This is a genomic window from Sulfitobacter sp. UBA1132, assembly GCF_002311545.1.
Lineage (GTDB): Bacteria > Pseudomonadota > Alphaproteobacteria > Rhodobacterales > Rhodobacteraceae > Sulfitobacter > Sulfitobacter pontiacus.
The window spans coordinates 122,836-142,801 of sequence record NZ_DCAN01000005.1 but is presented as its reverse complement, the minus strand read 5'-3'; the positions used below and the strand labels follow the sequence as shown (position 1 = coordinate 142,801).

17 protein-coding genes are annotated in these 19,966 nt (G+C 61.1%); 3 read left to right on the top strand and 14 right to left on the bottom strand.

Translation table 11 applies throughout. The features are described from left to right. Positions 1–6: 6 nt before the first annotated feature. The 9 genes from B4F27_RS03575 to B4F27_RS03535 form a co-directional block, all read right to left on the bottom strand. Positions 7–1,254 (bottom strand): branched-chain amino acid ABC transporter substrate-binding protein, encoded by a 1,248-nt coding sequence (locus B4F27_RS03575; protein WP_286758883.1) that lies wholly within the window; start codon positions 1,252–1,254, stop codon positions 7–9. A gap of 464 nt (positions 1,255–1,718) precedes the next feature. After that, positions 1,719–2,516, bottom strand: a complete 798-nt coding sequence (locus B4F27_RS03570) for an IclR family transcriptional regulator (protein WP_074636808.1) — start codon at positions 2,514–2,516, stop codon at positions 1,719–1,721. A 1-nt stretch (position 2,517) separates the two neighbouring features. Beyond that, positions 2,518–3,549, bottom strand: coding sequence for a phosphotransferase family protein (locus B4F27_RS03565; RefSeq protein WP_074636810.1), 1,032 nt, complete (start codon positions 3,547–3,549; stop codon positions 2,518–2,520). A gap of 12 nt (positions 3,550–3,561) precedes the next feature. Further along, positions 3,562–4,209 carry a histidine phosphatase family protein gene (locus tag B4F27_RS03560; RefSeq protein ID WP_286758882.1) on the bottom strand — a complete coding sequence of 216 codons (648 nt, stop codon included), beginning with the start codon at positions 4,207–4,209 and terminating at the stop codon, positions 3,562–3,564. A gap of 6 nt (positions 4,210–4,215) precedes the next feature. Further along, positions 4,216–5,412: an acetyl-CoA C-acyltransferase gene (locus B4F27_RS03555; RefSeq protein WP_005848837.1), complete on the bottom strand. Its 1,197-nt coding sequence runs from the start codon at positions 5,410–5,412 to the stop codon at positions 4,216–4,218. Positions 5,413–5,439: 27 nt separating this feature from the next. Beyond that, positions 5,440–6,366, bottom strand: a complete 927-nt coding sequence (locus tag B4F27_RS03550; RefSeq protein WP_009824303.1) for an SDR family NAD(P)-dependent oxidoreductase — start codon at positions 6,364–6,366, stop codon at positions 5,440–5,442. Between the two features lie 9 nt (positions 6,367–6,375). Next, the gene (locus tag B4F27_RS03545; RefSeq protein WP_009824304.1) at positions 6,376–7,197 is read right to left on the bottom strand and encodes an SDR family oxidoreductase; all 822 of its coding nucleotides are present in this window, start codon (positions 7,195–7,197) and stop codon (positions 6,376–6,378) included. Positions 7,198–7,200: 3 nt separating this feature from the next. Then, positions 7,201–8,316 carry an acyl-CoA dehydrogenase family protein gene (locus tag B4F27_RS03540; RefSeq protein WP_235208564.1) on the bottom strand — a complete coding sequence of 372 codons (1,116 nt, stop codon included), beginning with the start codon at positions 8,314–8,316 and terminating at the stop codon, positions 7,201–7,203. A 4-nt stretch (positions 8,317–8,320) separates the two neighbouring features. Then, entirely contained in the window at positions 8,321–9,496 is a 1,176-nt protein-coding gene (locus tag B4F27_RS03535) for an acyl-CoA dehydrogenase family protein (protein ID WP_005849108.1), read from the bottom strand. Positions 9,497–9,620: 124 nt separating this feature from the next. Between B4F27_RS03535 and B4F27_RS03530 the strand changes: the two genes are divergently transcribed. From B4F27_RS03530 to B4F27_RS03520, 3 genes are read left to right on the top strand one after another with little or no spacing between them, the layout of a single operon-like run. Continuing rightward, complete coding sequence (locus tag B4F27_RS03530) at positions 9,621–10,619, top strand: NADPH:quinone oxidoreductase family protein (RefSeq protein ID WP_286758881.1); 999 nt, start codon at positions 9,621–9,623, stop codon at positions 10,617–10,619. A gap of 18 nt (positions 10,620–10,637) precedes the next feature. Beyond that, positions 10,638–11,642, top strand: coding sequence for an NADP-dependent oxidoreductase (locus B4F27_RS03525; protein ID WP_286758880.1), 1,005 nt, complete (start codon positions 10,638–10,640; stop codon positions 11,640–11,642). Positions 11,643–11,653: 11 nt separating this feature from the next. Next, the gene (locus B4F27_RS03520; protein WP_005849103.1) at positions 11,654–12,124 is read left to right on the top strand and encodes a MaoC family dehydratase; all 471 of its coding nucleotides are present in this window, start codon (positions 11,654–11,656) and stop codon (positions 12,122–12,124) included. Between the two features lie 70 nt (positions 12,125–12,194). Here the strand turns inward: B4F27_RS03520 and B4F27_RS03515 are convergent, their stop codons facing one another. From B4F27_RS03515 to B4F27_RS03495, 5 genes are all read right to left on the bottom strand, one after another. Then, positions 12,195–12,800, bottom strand: coding sequence for a hypothetical protein (locus B4F27_RS03515; RefSeq protein ID WP_005849102.1), 606 nt, complete (start codon positions 12,798–12,800; stop codon positions 12,195–12,197). A gap of 3 nt (positions 12,801–12,803) precedes the next feature. Further along, positions 12,804–14,981: a xanthine dehydrogenase family protein molybdopterin-binding subunit gene (locus tag B4F27_RS03510; protein ID WP_286758879.1), complete on the bottom strand. Its 2,178-nt coding sequence runs from the start codon at positions 14,979–14,981 to the stop codon at positions 12,804–12,806. A gap of 3 nt (positions 14,982–14,984) precedes the next feature. After that, a complete protein-coding gene (locus B4F27_RS03505) occupies positions 14,985–15,443 on the bottom strand; it encodes a (2Fe-2S)-binding protein (protein WP_009824309.1) in 459 nt (152 codons plus the stop codon). Positions 15,444–15,605: 162 nt separating this feature from the next. Continuing rightward, positions 15,606–18,719: an efflux RND transporter permease subunit gene (locus B4F27_RS03500; RefSeq protein WP_286758878.1), complete on the bottom strand. Its 3,114-nt coding sequence runs from the start codon at positions 18,717–18,719 to the stop codon at positions 15,606–15,608. Between the two features lie 21 nt (positions 18,720–18,740). Beyond that, the gene (locus B4F27_RS03495) at positions 18,741–19,907 is read right to left on the bottom strand and encodes an efflux RND transporter periplasmic adaptor subunit (RefSeq protein ID WP_286758877.1); all 1,167 of its coding nucleotides are present in this window, start codon (positions 19,905–19,907) and stop codon (positions 18,741–18,743) included. Between the last annotated feature and the right edge of the window lie 59 nt (positions 19,908–19,966).

Below are 19,966 nucleotides of genomic sequence, written 5' to 3'. Positions count from 1 at the left end.
ATCGCCTTATTCGGGGCGCTTCATCTCGCAGGTTGTCGGGCTGTCCATCGACGCCATTTCGACGGTCGATTCAGTCACGACACCATACCCGGATTGGTCATAGTCAAAGTCCAGGTTGTCGTTTGTGTGGACGCCGACATGCATGTCCTGAATGATCTGGTGATCTTGCGGACGCATGAACAGTTTACCACCCCACATGCTGTCGTATTCCATACCTTCCAGTTTGCTGGCCACCGCGACCACATCTGTGGCGGAACCTGCTTCGGTGATGGCCTGGGCCAGCATACCGATGGTGTTGAAGATACGGCTTTGGTCGATGTTGCCGTCTGGATACTTCTCAAGGAAGGCGTTGTAGGTGTCGCGCGCTTCTTCGGTGGCAATCGGGTTGATGCTGCCTTGCGAAATCAGGCGGATCTTGTCTTTGCCGCTTTCACCAAAGGCGGCCGTGATGCCGGAACCCGCAGCGTAATAGGTATAGATCGGCCCTTCGAACCCGTTGTCGATGATCGCCTTGCCGATGCCCAGCATGTCAGCGCCCCAGTTCCCGGTAATCACGGCATCCGCACCAGAGGATACAACCTTGCGCGCGTAGGGGGTAAAGTCTTTCACCTTGCCGATGGGGTGCAGTTCGTCACCGACGATCTCGATGCCGTCACCTTTCGCGCCCAGCATTTCATTGGCGGCGGCAGACACAGCCTTACCAAAGGAATAGTCCTGCCCGATGATATAGACTTTCTTAATGTCCTTGTCCTGAACGATCACATCGGTCAGCGCGTCCATCTTGATGTCAGAGTTGGCGTCGAAACGGAAATGCCAGAAGTTGCATTTGTCGTTGGTCAGCGCAGGGTCCACAGCGGCATAGTTCAGGAACAGAACACGGCTGTCGGGGTTGCGGCGGTTGTGCTTGTCGATCGCTTCGGTCAATGCGTTCGCAACGCCAGAGGAGTTCCCCTGAACGATATAGCGCGCGCCTTGGTCAATCGCGACCTGAAGCTGAATAAGGGATTCTTTGGGGCTGATCTTGTTATCAAAAGGCAGCACTTCCATTTTTTGGCCGTCCAACAGACCGCCTTTGTCGTTTACCATATAATCAGCCGCGAATTCGAACTGATGCAGGCCATTGGTGCCCGTGCTTGCGAATGGACCGGACAGCGGGTCAATGAACGCGATCTTGATGTTTTCGGCAAAGGCTGCGCTCGCGCCAATGACCAAAGAAAGCGCGGAAACCGCGCCGTACTTAGCGATATTTTTCATTTTAATCCTCCCAAGGACGGCCCGGCGCTTTTAATGCGTTTTTTGGATTGCCAGACCTTGGGAAGAGCCTTGCATAATGCGATTTATTGTCAAGCGCCTCTATTCATAAGTTGCGAGCCTGCACCGTCGGTTATGCCATATATTGCGTGACGGTACGGGCAAAATCACCTGCGTGAAATTTTGCCCGCTGCCGTTTTTTGACGCAGGGTCAGAAATAAGCATTTGAAAATAAATGTATTAATGAATTGCACAAGATTGTGACGGCTGATCAGTTTTTACGCGGTGCCTGACAGATGTCCGCTGAACACTATTCAAAAAAAATTTGCGACGGCGGGTGCGATCCTGACAATTGTCATGGCGCCGCAGATGTGCCAATTCCAGCCACTGGAACGAAGCTGCTGGCCGCGGTGGTTGAAATCTATACGACCGGCCAAGTTGATTCTCCCGCCCCGCGGGTCCACACCCTAAAACCGGATGCTGATGGCTTGCGCCGCTGCCGACAAAAGCTGTGCATAGGTCGTTTCAAGCTGTCGTTTCTTCACGTGGAAAGCGGGACCGCCCACATTCAGCCCGTAAACCTGCGATCCGTTGGGCGAAAACACTGGCACCGCGATGCCGTTCACATCGGGACGCCAATCGCCATAGCTTGAACAAAATCCCTTGTCTGCAAACTCTGTCATCGCGGCGGCATAGCTGTCGCGCGCGCGGGTTTCGAACTCGGGCCCTTCGGCTGCAGCATAGCGGAACGCGCGGTCGCGGCTTTCGTCGGACATGCCGGTCAGGATTGCGCGACCAATGGCGGAATCAAACAGCGGCAGCCGTGACCCGACGCGAATTTGCAACGCGACATCCTCGCGCGAGCGTTTGGTCGCGATATAGACAACGTCCAGCCGGTGGACCTCTCCGATCGCGATGGTGACATAGGAATTGGGCCCGTCGCGCAGCTTGCGCATCTCTTCCTGCGCACGGTCGCCGATCTCCATACTCGACAGTACGCCAAAGCCAAGCTGCAGCACCCCTGCGCCAAGCCGATAGGTGCCGGTACGGGCGTCGGCGACAAGATAGTCCAGTTCCACCAGCGTATGGGTCAGGCGCGACACCGTCGCCTTGGGCAGCCCTGTCCGTTCGGAGAAATCCGTGTTGGTCAGGGCTGTTTCGTTTTCCCGAAAGCAGCGCAACACATCCAGCCCGCGGGCAAGCGCCGTGACGAAGTTTCTGTCCTTCGTCTCTGCCGGATCTGTCGCGAACTCGTTGGAGGCCATCTTACTTGCCTTCCAGCGCTTTAAGCCCGTTTTCCGCAAACACAGGGACATAGGCCCCGACCTTCATCGCCCGCTCGGGGTTAGAGGCATTGCCGTCCAGCGCGCGTTTCAACACGCCCTGAATGATCCCGGCCATGCGGAAGAAGCAAAAGGCGAGGTAGAAGCCAAAGTTGTCGATCCCGTCCAGCCCGCGGCGTTCGCAGTATTTGGCGATGAATTCGGCATCACTCGGCACGCCAAGCGCTGCGCGGTCCACACCGCCAAAGCCGCGCCCTTCGGTGCCGGCCGGCATTTGCCACTGCATGATAACGGCCGCAAGGTCAGCGTATGGGTGGCCAATGGTCGACAGTTCCCAGTCCAGAATGGCCAGACATTTGGTGCCGTCTTTCTCGAACATCATGTTGTCGATGCGGTAGTCACCATGCACCAGCGTGCGCTGCCCGTCATCCGCAGGGATGCTGGCGGTCAGCTTTTCGATCAGCTGGTTCATCGCGGGCAGGTCTTCGGTTTCGGACGCGCGGTATTGCTTGGTCCAGCGGGCGACCTGACGTTCATAATAGTTACCGGGAGGGCCGTAATCCGACAGACCCACCGCGTCGATGTCCACCTCGTGCAGGGCGGCAAGCACGCGGTTCATCTCGTCAATCACGCCAGCGCGGCCTGCCTTGTCCATGTCGGGCATGCGCGGGTCCATGAAGTTGCGCCCGTCGATATGATCCATGATGTAGAACGCCGACCCGATCACGTCGTCGTCTTCGCACAGCAGGTGCATTTTCGACACGGGCACATCGGTATCCTGCAACGCCTTTTGCACGCGGAACTCACGATCAACCGCATGGGCGGATTTCAACAGAACGCCCGGCGGTTTGCGACGCAGCACATAGTTACGCGACGGGGTTTTCAGCAGGAACGTCGGGTTCGATTGACCGGCCTGAAACTTGGAGACCTCAAGCGGGCCTTCAAAGCCCTCAAGGTGTTTTTCCAGATAGGCGCTGACCTTCGGAATATCGAGTGTCTGGGTGTCTGTGCTCATGGCTACCGTTCCTTAACTATAGGTCAGCATGTCAGCGGTCTCGGCTGACATCAGATGCGGGATCGCGTTGAATTCATGCAGGAAAAACGCGGATTTGGTGAAGACGAATTTGGTGATGGATGTGTTCTTGATCTGCAGGTTCAATGTCATCATCATTTTATGCGGCGCGCCAAGAGACGCGGCCGTCAGCTGCCCGATCACTCCACCGGAGCTTACGGCAAGCACGCGATCGGCCCCTTCGGCACAGGCGATCAGACGGGCGGCTTCCACGCGGTCGGTGAAATTGGTCCATGTCTCGGCGGGGCCTTCGATCTCGTCTGCCTGCCACTGAAAGACGGTTTCGCGCAGGGTACGGAAATGCACCTTGCGGTCGCCCTTGACCAGGTCGGGAACGGCCCCTTTATAGCGCGCGTCCAGCAGGTTCTGAAAATCATATTCATTCAGGCCCGGGTGGGTGTCGCCTGCCTCGAATCCCATCGAGGCAAGCGTTTCTTTCTGGCGGGTCAGGGTGCCGGTGATTGTCCGGTCCGGCACCCAGCCGGTATCGCGTAGCAACTGGCCGACGGCCTCGGATTGCCGGTGCCCGAGGTCCGACAACTTGTCATAGTTGTCAGCCCCGAAAGACGCCTGACCGTGGCGGATGACCAGTAGCTCTCCCATGATGGTTTACAGAACCTCAAAGAGGCCAGCAGCCCCCATGCCGCCGCCAACACACATGGTGCAGACAACGTATTTGGCACCGCGACGCTTGCCTTCGATCAGCGCGTGACCAACCATGCGCGCGCCGGACATGCCGTAGGGGTGACCGATAGAGATCGCGCCGCCGTCGACGTTCAACAGCTCGTCCGGGATGCCCAGCTTGTCGCGCGATGCGATCACCTGACAGGCAAAGGCCTCGTTCAGTTCCCACAGACCGATGTCTTCGATCTTGAGCCCGTGCGCTTCCAGCAGCTTTGGCACGGCATAGATCGGGCCGATACCCATCTCATCGGGCTCGCAGCCTGCGGCCATCACGCCAACATAGCGACCCAGTGGCTGAAGACCGCGGCGTTCGGCTTCTTTCGCTTCCATGACCACAGCGGCAGAGGCACCATCGGACAGCTGCGAGGCGTTGCCTGCGGTGATGAACTTGCCTTCGGGCAGGTGGATGCCGTCTTTGAACACGGGCTTCAGACCGGCAAGGCTTTCCGCCGTGGTGCCGGGGCGGTTGCCCTCGTCTTTTTCCAAGGTGACTTCGTGCTTGGAAATCTCTTTGGTCTCTTTGTCCTGAACCATCATCGTGGTGGTCATCGCGACGATCTCGTCGTCAAAGCGGCCGGCCTGTTGCGCTTGATGCGTCAGCTCTTGGCTGCGCGCCGCGTATTCGTCTTGCGCTTCGCGGCTCACGTTATAGCGCTCTGCCACGTTTTCGGCTGTTTCCAGCATGGTCATGTAGATTTCGGGCTTGTTCTGCTTGAGCCATGGGTCGGCGCTGACGCGCATCTCTGGCGTTTGCACGAGGGAGATGCTGTCGACACCGCCGCCGATGACAATGTCCATCCCGTCGGTGATCACCTGCTTGGCCGCGGTGGCGATTGCCATCATGCCGGATGCACACTGACGGTCCAGCGACATGCCTGCAACGGTCACGGGCAGACCTGCGCGGATAGCGGCCTGACGCGCGATGTTGCCGGCCTGATGCCCCTGCTGCAGGGCGGAACCGATGACACAGTCAGAGATTTCCGACCCGTCAAGACCCGCGCGCTTCACGGCGTTCTCGATGGCGTGGGCGGCAAGCGCCTGTGGTGTGGTGGCGTTGAACGCACCGCGATAGGCTTTGCCGATCGGGGTACGGGCGGTGGATACGATTACTGCGTCACGCATGGTGATCTCCCTTTGAAAGTTCGTCTGTTAGCCCCAATCCAGATCAAGACCCTGGGCCTTGGCTGCATTGAGCGCGTATTTCTTCGTTTGACTAAAGGCATCGGTCAGCTCTTGCTGGCCGCCTGCGTCGGTGATTTTGTCGAAAGCGGATGCGACACCTTCAGGGGTATTCTCGTCGCCGGTCAAGGTCACGCCTTCCGTTTCGTAAATACGGGTCTGGGCAAAGCCACCCGCCCCTGCCCCAAGGATCACACGGCTGGGGCCGTCCTCGCTGACGAGGTACAGCAGGCCGGGGGTGATCGTTTCGGGGGCCAGCAGGGCCTGAGCCTGTTCAGGCAGCAGATCGGCGGTCATCCGCGTGGCCGCTGTGGGGGCCAGCGTGTTGACGCGGATATTGTCGCGCGCGCCTTCCAGATGCAGCACGTTCATCAGCCCCATCATCGCCGCTTTGGCCGCACCGTAGTTGGATTGACCAAAGTTGCCATACAGCCCCGAGGCCGAAGATGTCAGCACAATGCGCCCGTATTTCTGTTCGCGCATGATCGGCCAGCAAGCATGGGTCACATTCGCCGACCCGATCAGATGCACGTCGACGACCTTGCGGAAATCAGACATCTCCATCTTGGAAAACGTCTTGTCCCGCAGGATGCCTGCGTTGTTCACCAGAATGTCGATGCGGCCCCAGGCGTCCATGACCTGCGCGACCATATCCTTGACACCGGCCTCGTCCGAGACATCACAGCCATGCGCCATCGCCTCGCCGCCCGCGTCGCGGATTTCCTGCGCGACGGCTTCGGCAGCTGCCGACGAAGACCCCTGCCCGTCGGTTGTCACGCCCAGATCATTGACCATAACGCGTGCACCGCGTGCCGCGAGGCCAAGCGCATGGCTGCGCCCCAGACCCGTGCCCGCGCCGGTGACAATAGCGACGCGGTTGTCAAAACGAATATCCATCATTGCCCCTTAGTGCAGTGCTTGTTCAAAGATGTTCGGCCCGCTCATCACATTGATGCCGCCGCTAACGGGGACAATCGCGCCGGTGATATAGGCACCGCCCTTGCCACAAAGGAACAACATGCAGCCCGCGATATCCGTATCGGTTCCGACGCGGCGCAGGGGCACGTCTTCGCCCACCTTGTTGCGCATATCCTCGTCATGGGTCGCAAAGGCGGTCATCCGCGACACGAAGGGTCCGGGGGCCAAGGCGTTTACGGTGATCGCGTCACCTGCCAGTTCCTTGGCGAGGATCTTGCTCAGGTGGATCACCGCGGCCTTCGAGGCAGAGTAGCTGTAGGCGCCATCGCCCATTTCGCGTTCGCCCATCACCGACCCGACGTTCACCACCCGCGCCGGATCGTCGATCGTCGCGTTTGCCTTGAGCAGCGGCAGCAGTTTTTGCGTCAGATCGAACAGACCCGCGACGTTCACGTCCATGACCTTGCCCCAGGCCTTGAACGGGAAATCACCCAAAGGCGCGCCCCAGGTGATGCCCGCGTTGTTCATCAGGATATCAAGGCTCTCGGTGCGGTCCTTCACGGCTGCGACCATTGCATCGACACCTTCCTCGGTGCCGACATCGCCTGCGAACCCCTCGGCAGAGCCAGAGGCCCCGAGCGCGTTCAGTTCTTTCGCCACGGCCTCGCAGGCCTCGCCCTTACGGCTGGCGATCAGCACGCGGGCACCGGCACGCACCAGTGCCTCGGCGGCCATACGGCCAATCCCGGTCGCCCCGCCTGTGACCAGCGCGGTTTTACCCTCTAGGCCGAAAAGTGTTTGAATATCCATGCCTTAGAATCCTCTGTGCTTGGCGACTTGGGCAGCGTGATAGCCGTAGTCCCCGAGCCATTCGGCACCCACACGGGCGCGTTTCATGTAAAAACCGATGTCGAAAGCGTCCGTCATGCCGATCCCGCCATGCATCTGCACCCCTTCGATCACCGCCAGCTTGGCGGTCGATGTCGCACGGGCCTTGGCGAGCGACACGGCCATTGTCGCATTGTCGGGGTCTTCGTCCAGCTTGCGCCCTGCGTGCAACACGGCAGAGGCGGTGACTTCCGTCTCGCACCACAGATGGGCGGCGCGATGTTGCAAGGCCTGGAAGGTGCCGATCAACGTGCCGAACTGCTTGCGTTCTTTCAGGTAGCCCACGGTCATGCCAAAGGCGCCCGCAGCAACGCCCGCCATCTCGGCGGCGAGGGCGGCCTGCCCTGCCTCGATCGCGGGTTTCAGCACGGTCATGGCGTCATCGACCTGACCCAACACATCGTCGCCCGTCGCTTCGACGTTATCAAAATCGATCCGTGCGGAATCGCGTGCGTCGATCATATTCTGCGCGTTGCGTGTGATGCCTGCGCGGTCTGCGGGAATGTCGAACAGGGTCAGCCCGTTGTCGGTCTTGGCCAGCACCAGCAACCGGTCCGCCAAAGCACCATCGACGACAAAGGTCTTCTTGCCCGTCAGGCGAAAACCATTGCCTTCCGCCGTGGCGGTCATTGCCGTGGCATCCGGGTTGAACTTCGATGTCTCATCCACCGCCAACGCATAGGTCGCGTCGCCGCTGGCAATCTTGGCCAGCGCGGCCTCGGCGCGCGCATCGCTGACGTGGCGCAGGGCTGTCGCCGCGATCACCGCCGTCGACAGGAACGGGCTGACGGCCAGCGTCTTGCCCATTTCCTGCGCCAGAATACCCGCAGCAGCATGGCCCATATCAACGCCACCCGCACTTTCAGGGACCAGCACACCGGCCCATCCCATCGCGGCCATCTCTTTCCACATCTTCGCGTCATGGGTCTGCCCGGCATCGCGCAAGTCACGGAACGCTTTGACGGGAGCGGATTTATCAAGAAAACCGCGCGCCGAGTCGGCCAGCATGGTTTCGTCTTCTGTTAATACTAGTTTTACCATGATCTTACCCCGGAAGCCCAAGCACGCGGCGGGAGATAATGCTCAGCATCACCTCGCTCGTGCCGCCTTCGATTGAATTGGCCTTAGTCCGCAGCCAGTCCGCGGGACGGTTGCCCAAAGGCCCGTCCCATTCCAGCGCGTCGCTGCCACCCGCGGCCATCAGCAACTCGTGACGCTGCATGTTCAGCTCTGTGCCCATGTATTTCAGCATCGCCGAGGCATCCCCCGCGCCGGTACCGGCCTCGGCCTGATCCTTGTAGCGTTCCAGCGTGAGGCCAATGGCAAGCGCGTCCACCTCGCAGCGCATCGCATCGGCGCGCAGCACGGTGTCCATCTCTTGCCCCTCGGCCAGAGATTCATTCAGCACCGCCCCAAGCGCACGACCGCCCGATAGGCCCTGCCCCCCGCCCGAGATCATCTCGCGCTCGTGGGTCAGCAGGTATTTCGCCACGTCCCAACCGCGGTTCTCTTCGCCGACGATCCGGTCCTTGGGCACCTTCACATTGGTAAAGAACGTCTCGCAGAAGACCGACGCGCCGGAGATCAGCTTGATCGGGCGGGTCTCGACACCTGCGTCTTCCATGTCGATCAGCAGAAAGGAGATACCCTTGTGCTTGGGCGCGTCACGATCCGTACGGATCAGCGCGAAAATCCAGTCGGCTTTATCGGCGTAGGAGGTCCAGATCTTCTGACCGTTTACCAGCCAATGATCGCCCTTGTCCTCGCCTTTGGTCTGGACACTGGCCAGATCCGACCCGGCACCCGGCTCGGAATAGCCCTGACACCAGCGGATTTCACCGCGGGCGATCGGGGGCAAATAATGCAGTTTCTGTTCATGCGTGCCAAAGTGCAGCAAGGCGGGCCCAAGCATCCAGATGCCAAAGCTTTGCAACGGGTTGCGCGCCTCGATCCGGTCCATCTCTTCTTTAAAGATCTTTTCCTGCGCGCGGTTCATCCCCGCCCCGCCGTATTCGACGGGCCATGTGGGCACGGTATAGCCCTTGGACGCGGCGCGCTCCATCCAGACGCGCTGCGCGTCGGATTCGAACTCAAAATTCTTGCCACCCCAGCATATCGATGCTTCACTCGGCTCACCGCCGCGCATTTCGGCCGGGCAGTTTGCCTCCAGCCAATCGCGCAGCTCCGCGCGGAAACCCTCCAGTTCCTGTTCGGACTGCATCTTTTCTCCCCCCTCGTTTTGCGAACTCCAATTCCGCACTGCAAAATTGCATTTCGAAATTCGATTGACAAGACAGTTTCTGAACGCGCCTATTGCTTTGCAAATCTAGAGGAGGAATGACCCGATGAAAGCCATGCTTAGCACTGCCCCCGGCGGCCCCGAAACGCTGGAACTGACAGAGATGCCACAGCCTGAACCGAAGAAAGGTCAGGTGCGTATTCGCATCCGCGCAGCGGGGCTGAACTTCCCTGACACCTTGATTATCAAGGATCTTTACCAGATGAAGCCGCCCCGTCCCTTCGCGCCGGGTGGCGAGGTTTCAGGCGATGTGGACGCCGTGGGAGAGGGCGTTTCCAACGTTGCTGTGGGCGACCGGGTGCTGGCAATGACCGGCTTTGGCGGCTTTGCGACAGACATCATTGTGGACGCGGAACGGGTGCTGAAGATCCCCGATGCGATGCCATATGACGAAGCGTCATGTCTGGTGCTGACCTATGGCACCTCCCATCACGCGCTGAAAAACCGCGCCGAAATCCAGCCCGGCGAATCCTTGCTGATCATGGGCGCTGCGGGCGGCGTTGGCGTGGCCGCAATCGAACTGGCGAAAGCCGCCGGTGCCCGTGTGATCGCTGCCGTATCGTCGGAAGACAAGGCGCAGTTCTGCCGTGATCTGGGCGCGGACGAGACGATCATCTACAGCCGCGACATGGATGACCGTGCGACGCAGAAAGCCTTCTCGGACGAGATCAAGAAGCTGTCGGGCGGTGAGGGTGTCGATGTGGTTTATGACGCCGTGGGCGGCGCCTATGCCGAACCCGCCGTACGCGCGCTGGCGTGGAAAGGCCGCTATCTGGTCGTCGGCTTCCCTGCCGGTATCCCCAAGATCCCGTTGAACCTGACGCTGCTTAAGGGCTCGCAGATCATGGGTGTTTTCTGGGGCGCGCATACGGCCCGTGAACCCAAGGTACATACCGAAAACATGGCCGATTTGTTCCGTATGTATGCCGATGGCCAGATCAAGCCGCGCATCTCTGCCCGCTATCCGCTGGAAAAAGCCGCCGACGCTCTCAACCTGATGCAGGACCGTAAGGTGCAGGGCAAAGTGGTGTTGGATGTTCAGTGAACGGATAGGACGTTCAAAATGACCAACACACAGATTGTCATCGCAGAGCTGCCCAGCGATTCGCTGACGCCTGCGCATTTCAAACAGACCACTACCGATATGCCCGTGGCAGCCGACGGTCAGGTGCTGCTCAAGGTGATCCTGATGTCCATCGACGCGGCCAACCGGTCATGGATGAAAGGCGCGACCTACCGCGCGGCGGTGAACGCCGGGGATGCCATGCCGACCTATGCCATCTGCGAGGTCGTCGAGAGCAATAGCGACCGTCTGGCCGTTGGCGATATCGTCGCGTCAGAGGCAACGTGGTCGAACTTTGTCGTCGCCGATGCGCGCAAGTGCGAGAAGCTGCCAAAGGTGCCGCAGCTGTCGAACCTGATGTCCGTCTACGGCATCCCGGGCAAAACCGCCTATCACGGGCTGATCTCTGTCGGTCAACCGGTTGCGGGTGAAACCGTGTTGGTGTCGGCAGCCGCAGGATCGGTCGGTGGCTATGTCGGCCAGATCGCCAAGGCGCTTGGCTGTCGGGTCGTGGGCATCGCGGGCGGAGCGGAGAAATGCAAATGGGTGACGGAGGAATTGGGCTTTGACGCCTGCATCGACTACCGCGCCCCCGGCATGTCCAAAGCCCTGCGTGCTGCCTGCCCCGACGGGGTGGATGTCTATTTCGACAACGTCGGCGGCACCGTGCTCGAGGCCGCGTTGTTCGCGATGAACGAAAAGGGCCGCATCGTCTGCTGTGGTGCTGTCAGCCAATATGACACCGAAACCCCCACCGGGCCGCGCAACCTGCCCGGTCTGGTCGTGGTCAAACGTCTGCGGATGGAAGGCTTTATCGTGATGGACTGGACCCAGAACGACGCCAAGGCGCTGCGCGCGTTGCAGACTTGGGTCGACGCGGGGCAGATCAAGGTGACCGAGGACATCGTCGACGGATTGGAAAACGCGCCACAGGCGCTGATCGGCCTGCTGGCCGGTGAGAACAAGGGCAAGCGCATGGTGCGTGTTGCCGCGGACCCATCCTGAAGGAGTATCCCATGTCTGCATTGAAAGAGGCACTAGCCCATAGTGAAACGCTGATCGGGACCGAGGTCGGGGTCTCTGACTGGATCACGGTGGATCAAGAGATGATCGACCAATTTGCCAAAACCACCCACGACATGCAGTGGATTCACATCGACCCCGAACGCGCCGCTGCGGAAACGCCCTTTGGCGGGACGATTGCGCACGGGTTCCTGACCTTGTCGCTGGCGAGCCGCTTTGCCTATGATTGCTTTAACATGATGCCCGGACAGGTGATGGGCATCAACTATGGCATGAACAAGCTGCGGTTCCTGACTCCGGTCAAGGCGGGATCGCGGCTGCGCGGGCGGTTCACGCTGCAAAAGGTTACGGCGCGCAACGCCACCGATATGCTGCGCGAGAACCTGCTAACGATCGAGATCGAGGGCGTCGAGACACCCGCGATGGTCGCCGAATGGTTGGGGCTGGCGGTGTTCAAAGACTAACCCCCCACACCAGCGCAAAGACAAAGGGCCGCGCAGGGATGCGCGGCCCTTTGCTATTTCTTCACCTCGGTTAGCCTGCGGGACAGGCGGCACCCGTCTCGATCCAGGCCTTGGTCAGCTCGCCAAAAATCTCCTGACTGCCGGGTGCGGGCTCGCGCCCCTCGCCCGGATGCCACCCCCAGCCGACCAGACCGTCTTCGGCGTTATGCTCGTGCAGCTCTTCCAGCGTCTTACCGCCATTGCGTTCCTCGTCCTTGATCTGGGCACAGATTTCGGCGGCGGATTTGCCGATCCAGCCCATTTCAATCGGGGCCAGTTGCCAAGGGGTATGCCCCGGAATCGACCCGCCCCCCGCGGCAAAGGTAAAGTTCTGTTCGCCATGACAGGTGTTGCAGCGCATGCCGGGCGCGCCAAAGTCCGCCTCTCCGCGTACCACGGGGGGTTCGTGCATCTGCATATCCATCCCTTGGCGTGGGGAGTTATCGACGGGGTGGCAATTCAGGCAACGGGGATGCCCGATCACTACCATCATTTCTTCGAAAAGCGCGGTGGAGCGTTCTGCCTCCCCCTCGATCGCGTCAAATTCGTCAACCGTGCGCAGACCGTTGACGGTTTCTGCCATGACAGGGCCCGCCATCAGCGCAGTGATGGCCATGATGTTCAGCGTATTTTTCATGACTTACACTCCTACGGATTTGGTAAAGGGCAGTTTGGTGACAGCTTGCCCCGTCAGGGCACGCCACGCGTTTGCAACGGCGGGACCGACAGGCGGCAAGCCGGGTTCGCCGATACCGGTGGGGTCGTTATCGCTTTGTACGATAGCGACCTCTACCTGGGGCATCTCGTTGATGCGCAGCATGCGGTAGGTGTCAAAATTGCGTTCCATGATGGTGCCGCCTTCGCCAAGGGTGACCTCGTCGAACAGCACCGATCCCAGACCATAGCCCGCCCCGCCTTCGATCTGGGCGCGGATGACATTGGGGTTCACGGCGACGCCACAGTCAACGGCGCACCAGATTTTGTGCACCTTGGGAAAGCCGCCCTGATCCGAGACCTCGACGATCTGGGCCACATAGGTGTTAAAGCTTTCGTGCACAGCGACGCCGTAGGCACGATCCCCTTTCAGCTTGGTGCCGTCCCAACCGGCCAGCGCGGCCACTTTCTCCAACACGCCACGGTCGCGACCGGCGTCGCCTTTCATCAGGTCCAGACGCCCCTGAACGGGGTCTTTGCCCCCTGCCTCAAGCAGTTGATCCAGAAACACCTCGGTCGCGTAACCGGTGTGCGAATGGCCAACCGACCGCCACCAGAGCACGGAGACGGGGCTGTCCTGCCGGACCCAATCCACCTTCAGCGCGGGCAGGTCGTAGGGCATCTTGGTGGCCCCCTCGTAGGACGTGGGGTCCATGCCGTCTTTCATCATGCCTTCCATCGGACCACCGGCCATGATGGATTGGTTTACCACCACGTCATGCCACCCGACGATATTGCCGTCCGCGTCCAGACCGCCCTTCATCTTATGCACGGTCAGCGGGCGGTAATAGCCGCCGATCATGTCGTCCTCGCGCGTCCAAAGCAGTTTCCAGGACCCGTTGCCACCCGCGGCTTTCGCGATCTCGGCGACTTCGGCGGCAACATGGGCCGTGGGCTGCGCGCGGCGGCCAAAGCTGCCGCCCGCGAACATCACGTTGATCTGCACATCCGATGGATCGACCCCCAAGGTGGCGGCCAGCGTCGGCTTGTCGAGCGACGGGAATTGCGAGCCCATCCAAAGCTCCGCCTTGCCGTCCGTGACCTCGAGCACGGCGTCCAGCGGTTCAAGCGCGGCATGGGCAAGATAGGGAAAGTGGAACTCCGCCTCGATCACCTGCGCGGCCCCGTCGATCCCTGCCATGGCATCGCCAACCTCTTCCGCGGCGCGACCGCCTTCGGCAGCGGCGCGCGAGAAATCCGCATAGATCTGCGCGCTCGACCGGGTTTCGGCTTTGCTGTCATCCCATGTCACCTGCAATGCTTCGCGCCCTTTAAGCGCGGCACCGGTGGTCTTGGCATAGACCGCGACCCCTTGCGGGATTTCACGTACAGCGATGACACCCGGCACCTTCAGCGCGTCGGTATCGTCAAAGCTGGCGACAACGGCACCCATCTTATCGGGGTGCGCCACGACGACCGTTTCCATCCCCTCGCGGTAGACATCCATCGTGTATTCGGCCTGACCGGTTGTCTTGGCATGGGTGTCCAGCTTGGGCACATCGGTGCCGATCAGGGTAAAATCCTTGGCCTCTTTCAGCTTGGGTTCGGCGGGGGCGGTCATGGTTGCGGCTTTTTCAGCGAAGGCGCCAAAGCCTGCCTCGGTCCCGTTGGGGTGGGATATCCGCCCTTTCGAGATCGTGATCTCGGACGCGGGCACGCCCCATTCGGCGGCGGCGGCATCAACCAGCATCGCGCGGGCGGCGGCACCGGCCTTGCGCATCTGCATATAGCTGTTCGCCATCGCGGTGGACCCGCCTGTGCCCTGCAACCCGAACAGCGTGTTGGCATAAAGTTCGTCATTGGCAGGCGCACTTTCGGCACGCATCTGCGACCAGTCGGCATCCAGTTCCTCGGCCACGAGGGTCGCAAGGCCGGTGTTCGGCCCTTGCCCGAATTCGATATGTTTGATCAGCACCGTCACCGTGTCATCGGGGGCGACACGCACAAAGGCGTTCGGCGCGAATGTGGCCGGATCGGCCGCCGGGTCAAAGGCGGTCGCGGCACCGGACTGGGCGCGCGATTTTTCGGGTAGAACAACGCCGATCACCAGTCCGGCAGAAGCGGTAGACAGAAAACCGCGGCGAGAAAGATTAAGATTGGTCATGGCTTACCCCTCCAGCTCTTTGGCGGCGTTCTTGATCGCCTCGCGGATACGGACATAGGTGGCGCAGCGGCAGATGTTGCCGGCCATGGCATTGTCGATATCCTCGTCCGTGGGGTTCGGGATCTCGCGCAGCAGGGCCGTGGCGCTCATCACCTGACCGGATTGGCACCAGCCGCATTGGGGCACGTCGATCGCCTCCCATGCCGCTTGAACCGCTTTGGCCTCTGGCCCGTCGACACCTTCGATTGTGGTCACATAGGACCCTTCAACCATAGAAAGCGGGGTAACGCAGCTGCGGCGGGTCATGCCGTTCAACTCGACCGTGCAGGCGCCGCATTGCGCGATACCGCAGCCGAATTTCGTGCCGGTCAGCCGCAGGTCGTCGCGCAGCACCCACAAGAGGGGCGTATCATCGGGCGCGTCGACGCTCACCTCTTTGCCGTTCAGGGTAAAGTTTATCATGCTGGCTCCTCCTATCGGATGTTGGCTGCTGGCGTGGAATGTTGGGGCTTCCCTCGCAGAGGGAACTAGCCCGCAACCGCGGCGCGTCAATGTGCCCCAACGCAAAAGACGGAGGCAACGCGCGGTTGCCTCCGTCCTGACTTCATCAAAGCAAGGTGGTGCCTAGACGGTGGTGTCCTTGACCGCATCCTTGCCGGTAAAACGCGCCACCATCGCAAAGAAATACGGCACGAAAAGAACCCCCAGAACGGTTGCGGCAATCGTACCGGCCAGCACACCGGCCCCAATCGCCGTACGTCCACCGGACCCCGCACCGGTGCTGAGCACCAGCGGCAGGACCCCAAGCGAGAACGCCATAGAGGTCATAATGATAGGGCGGAACCGTTGCCGCGCGGCGTCGACAGCGGCGTCAAAGATGCTTTCGCCCTCTTGCCGTCTGTCGCGGGCAAACTCGACAATCAGGATCGCGTTTTTCCCCGTCAGACCCACCACGGTCAGCAGCCCGACCTGAAAGAAAACCCCGTTTTCGAACCCGCCCAGATAGGCACCGGTCAAGGTTCCCAAAATGCCGATTGGCATGGCGAGCATCACGGCAAAGGGGATCGACCAGCTTTCATAAAGCGCCGCCAGCGCCAAGAAGATCGCCGCCAGGGACAGACCGTACAGCAAGGGGGCCTGGTTGCCGGATTCCTGTTCCTCCAAGGACAACCCGGTCCAGGCGATCTGGAAGCCGGGGGGCAACTGGGTGACCAGACGTTCAAGCTCTGCAATCGCCTCGCCTGTGCTGACCCCTTCGGCGGGGGAACCCTGGATCTGCATCGCGGGGATACCGTTATAGCGGTTCACCCCCTGCGGCCCGTACGCCCAGCTTCCTTCGGCAAAGTTAGAGAAGGGCACCAGCCCCCCGCTGTCATTGCGCACGCGCCATTTCTCAAGGTCCGACGGGGTCGCACGGGCCGCGGCCTCGCCCTGCACATAGACCCGTTTGATCCGTCCCTCATCGACAAAGTCGTTCACATAACGACCCGCCCAGGCGACGGTCAGCAGGTTGCCCACATCCGTGGCACTGACCCCCATCGCACCGGCGCGGCGCCAGTCGATATCCAGATTGAACTGCGCCGCATCTTCCAACCCGCTGGGGCGGGCTGAGGCGATCAGCGGGCTTTGCGCCGCCATCCCCAAAAGCTGATTGCGGGCCTCCAGCAGCTGTTCGTGGCTTTGACCGCCGCGGCCTTGCAGGTAGAAATCAAACCCCGACACGTTGCCAAGCTGGCTGACCGAGGGCGGCACGATGGGGAAGACCATCGCGTCCTGTATCTGGCTGAAGGCACCAAAGGCCCGCCCCGCCACCGCCTGCACGCTTTGCGCCGCCTCTGTGCGTTGCTCCCAGTCTTTCAGTCGTACGAAGACCAGACCAAGGTTCTGCCCTTGGCCCGCAAAGCTGAAACCCACCACGCCGAAGACGGATTCAACGACGTCGCCCTCGTTTTCCAGATAGTAGTTCTCGACTTGTTTGATGACCTCGAGCGTGCGTTCCGCAGTCGCGCCCGTGGGGGCCTGCACCAGTGTGAACAGCGTGCCCTGATCCTCGGCCGGCAGGAAGCCTGCAGGCGTGCGCATGAACAAGAACACCATCGCCGCGATGATTGCCAGATAGACCAGCCCGACCCGCAGCGGACGCCGCACGAGCCAGCCCACTGTGCCAGTGTACCCACCAAGCGTCTTGTCAAAACCGCGGTTGAACAGGCCAAAGAACCCGCGCCGCTTCTCGTGGCTGCCCTGCTTGAGCAGGGACGCACAAAGCGCGGGCGTCAGGGTCAAGGCGACCACCACAGACAGCGTCATCGCCGAGATGATGGTGATCGAGAACTGCTTATAGATTACCCCCGTCGAGCCGGGGAAAAACGCCATCGGCACAAAGACCGCCGACAAAACCACCGCGATCCCGATCAGAGCGCCGGTGATCTGGTCCATCGACTTGCGCGTCGCCTCAAGCGGGCCGATGTGTTCCTGCTCCATGATCCGTTCGACGTTCTCGACGACCACAATCGCGTCATCGACGAGCAGACCAATCGCCAGCACCATGCCCAGCATCGTCAGCGTGTTGATCGAAAAGCCAAAGGCCGCGAGCACGCCAAAGGTCCCCAGCAATACGACCGGCACCGCCAGCGTCGGGATCAAGGTGGCGCGGATGTTCTGCAAGAACAGATACATCACGACGAAGACCAGCACGATCGCCTCGATCAGGGTCTTGATCACCTCTTCGATAGAGATTTTCACGAAAGGCGTCGTATCGAAAGGCACGACATAGCTCACGCCTTCGGGGAAGAACGCCGACAGTTCCTCGATCCGCTGTTCGACGGCGGCGGCTGTATCCAGCGCGTTGGCGCCGGGGGCAAGGCTGACCGCCATGCCGGTCGCCGCATTGCGATTATACCGCGAGATCGTGGCATAGCTTTCCGACCCGATCTCGACCCGCGCGACATCGTTCAGCAGCACCAGCCCGCCGTCGGTTTCTGCGCGCAGCACGATCTGGCGGAAATCCTCGGGGCTGGTCAGCAGAGATTGCGCGGTGATCGTGGCGTTCAGCGCCTGCCCTTCGACGGCAGGACGGCTGCCAAAGGATCCCGCTGAAATCTGGGCGTTCTCGGCCGAAACCGCTGCCACGATGTCGGACGGGGTCAATTCAAACGCGGCGAGCTTCACCGGATCAAGCCAGATGCGCATCGCGTATTGCGCCCCGAACACTTGTACGCTGCCCACGCCTTCGACGCGGCTGATCTCGTTCACCAGATTGGATTGCATGTAATCGCCAAGGTCGGTGGCGTCATACTTCCCGTTCTCGCCAATCAGCCCGATCACCATCAAGAAGCCGGCAGAGGATTTTTGCACCGTGATCCCCTGCCGCTGCACCGGTTCCGGCAACAACGACGAGGCTTGCGACAGTTTGTTCTGCACCTGCACCTGCGCGATATCGACATCTGTGCCGGTCTCGAAGGTCAGCGTAATGCTCGCCCCGCCTTCGCTGGTGGACGACGACGAAATATAGCGCAGCCCGTCCAGACCGGTCATCTGCTGTTCAATCACCTGCGTCACCGTATTGGCCACCGTCTGCGCCGAGGCGCCGGGATAGGACGCGCGCACAGCCACCGAGGGCGGCGCGATCTGCGGGTATTGCGCCACGGGTAGGTTGAGGATCGACAAGACGCCGATACCCATGATGAAAATCGAAATCACCCACGCAAAGATGGGGCGGTCAATAAAGAAACGGGCCATGCAAAACGCTCCGGCTTTTGGTTATTCGGCAGGTGCCGGTGCGGCGTCCTCGGACTTGGCGGCTGGGGCGGCTTGCTCTTGCGGAGTAACGGTCGCACCGGGCGCGGCCTTTTGCAGACCCATCACGATCACACGGTCGCCCGCCGATAGTCCCTCGCTCACGATCCAGTCTGATCCGCGGTCCTGCAGCACGGTCAACTGGCGGTGTTCGACGACGTTGTCGCCGTTCACCACCATCGCCAGCGGCTGCCCGCGACGGTCGCGGCTGACAGCTTCTTGCGGGACAAGGAAGGCACCCTTGGCGATCCCCGTGGGCATTTCAACGCGCACATACATGCCCGGCAGCAGCAGACGGTCGGGGTTGTCAAAGGCCATCCGCAGCACGACGACGCCGGTTTGCTGGTCCACATCCGGTTCGGCGGCGGTCAGCGTACCGGTCTGGTCATAGATACTGCCATCGGCCAGCGTCAGCTTGACCTCGCGCGGGGTATCGCCAAGGCGCTTTTCTGCATTGCCGCGCCGCCAATCCAGCAGCTCGGCCGCTGATTGCGTGACATCGACATAGACCGGATCAATGTTGCGGATCACGGCCAGCGGGCTGGCCTGACTGTTGGTCACCAAGGCGCCGGGGCTGGTCAGGGACCGCCCGATCTCGCCCGATAGACGGGCGCGGACCTGCGTGTGATCCAGCTCGATCTGGGCCGATTGCAGCCCCGCCTGCGCCGCCTGAAGCGAAGCCGCCGCGCTGTCGCGTGCCGCTACCGCCGCATCCAGCGCCTGATCGCTGGCAACATTGCGCGAGGACAGTTCCTCGAGCCGGTTGGCCTCCCGCTCGGCAGAGCTGGCTTGCGCCTGTGCCTGCGCGACCGATGCCTGCGCCTGCGCGACAGCGGCCTCGTAAACGATGGGATCAATTTTAAAAAGCACATCGCCTTCCGCCACGGGCTCACCCTCGGCAAACAGACGCTCTGTGATGATGCCGGCCACCTGCGGGCGCACCTCTGCCTCGGCAGAAGCGACAACGCGTCCGGGCAAGGTTGTGGCAAGCTGCACGTCCTGCGGCTGCATCGTCATGACGGTGACGGCAGCGGGCGGGCGATCGCCCTGCTGCGCCGTTGCGGGGACAGACACCACACAAATAGCCGTTGCAAGGGCGGCGCAGCGCAGCCCGGAGATCAAGGAGTACATTCTGACGATCCTGTCTTTTAGTTCAAATCGAAAGCACCACCACGGGGTGCTGTGGATGG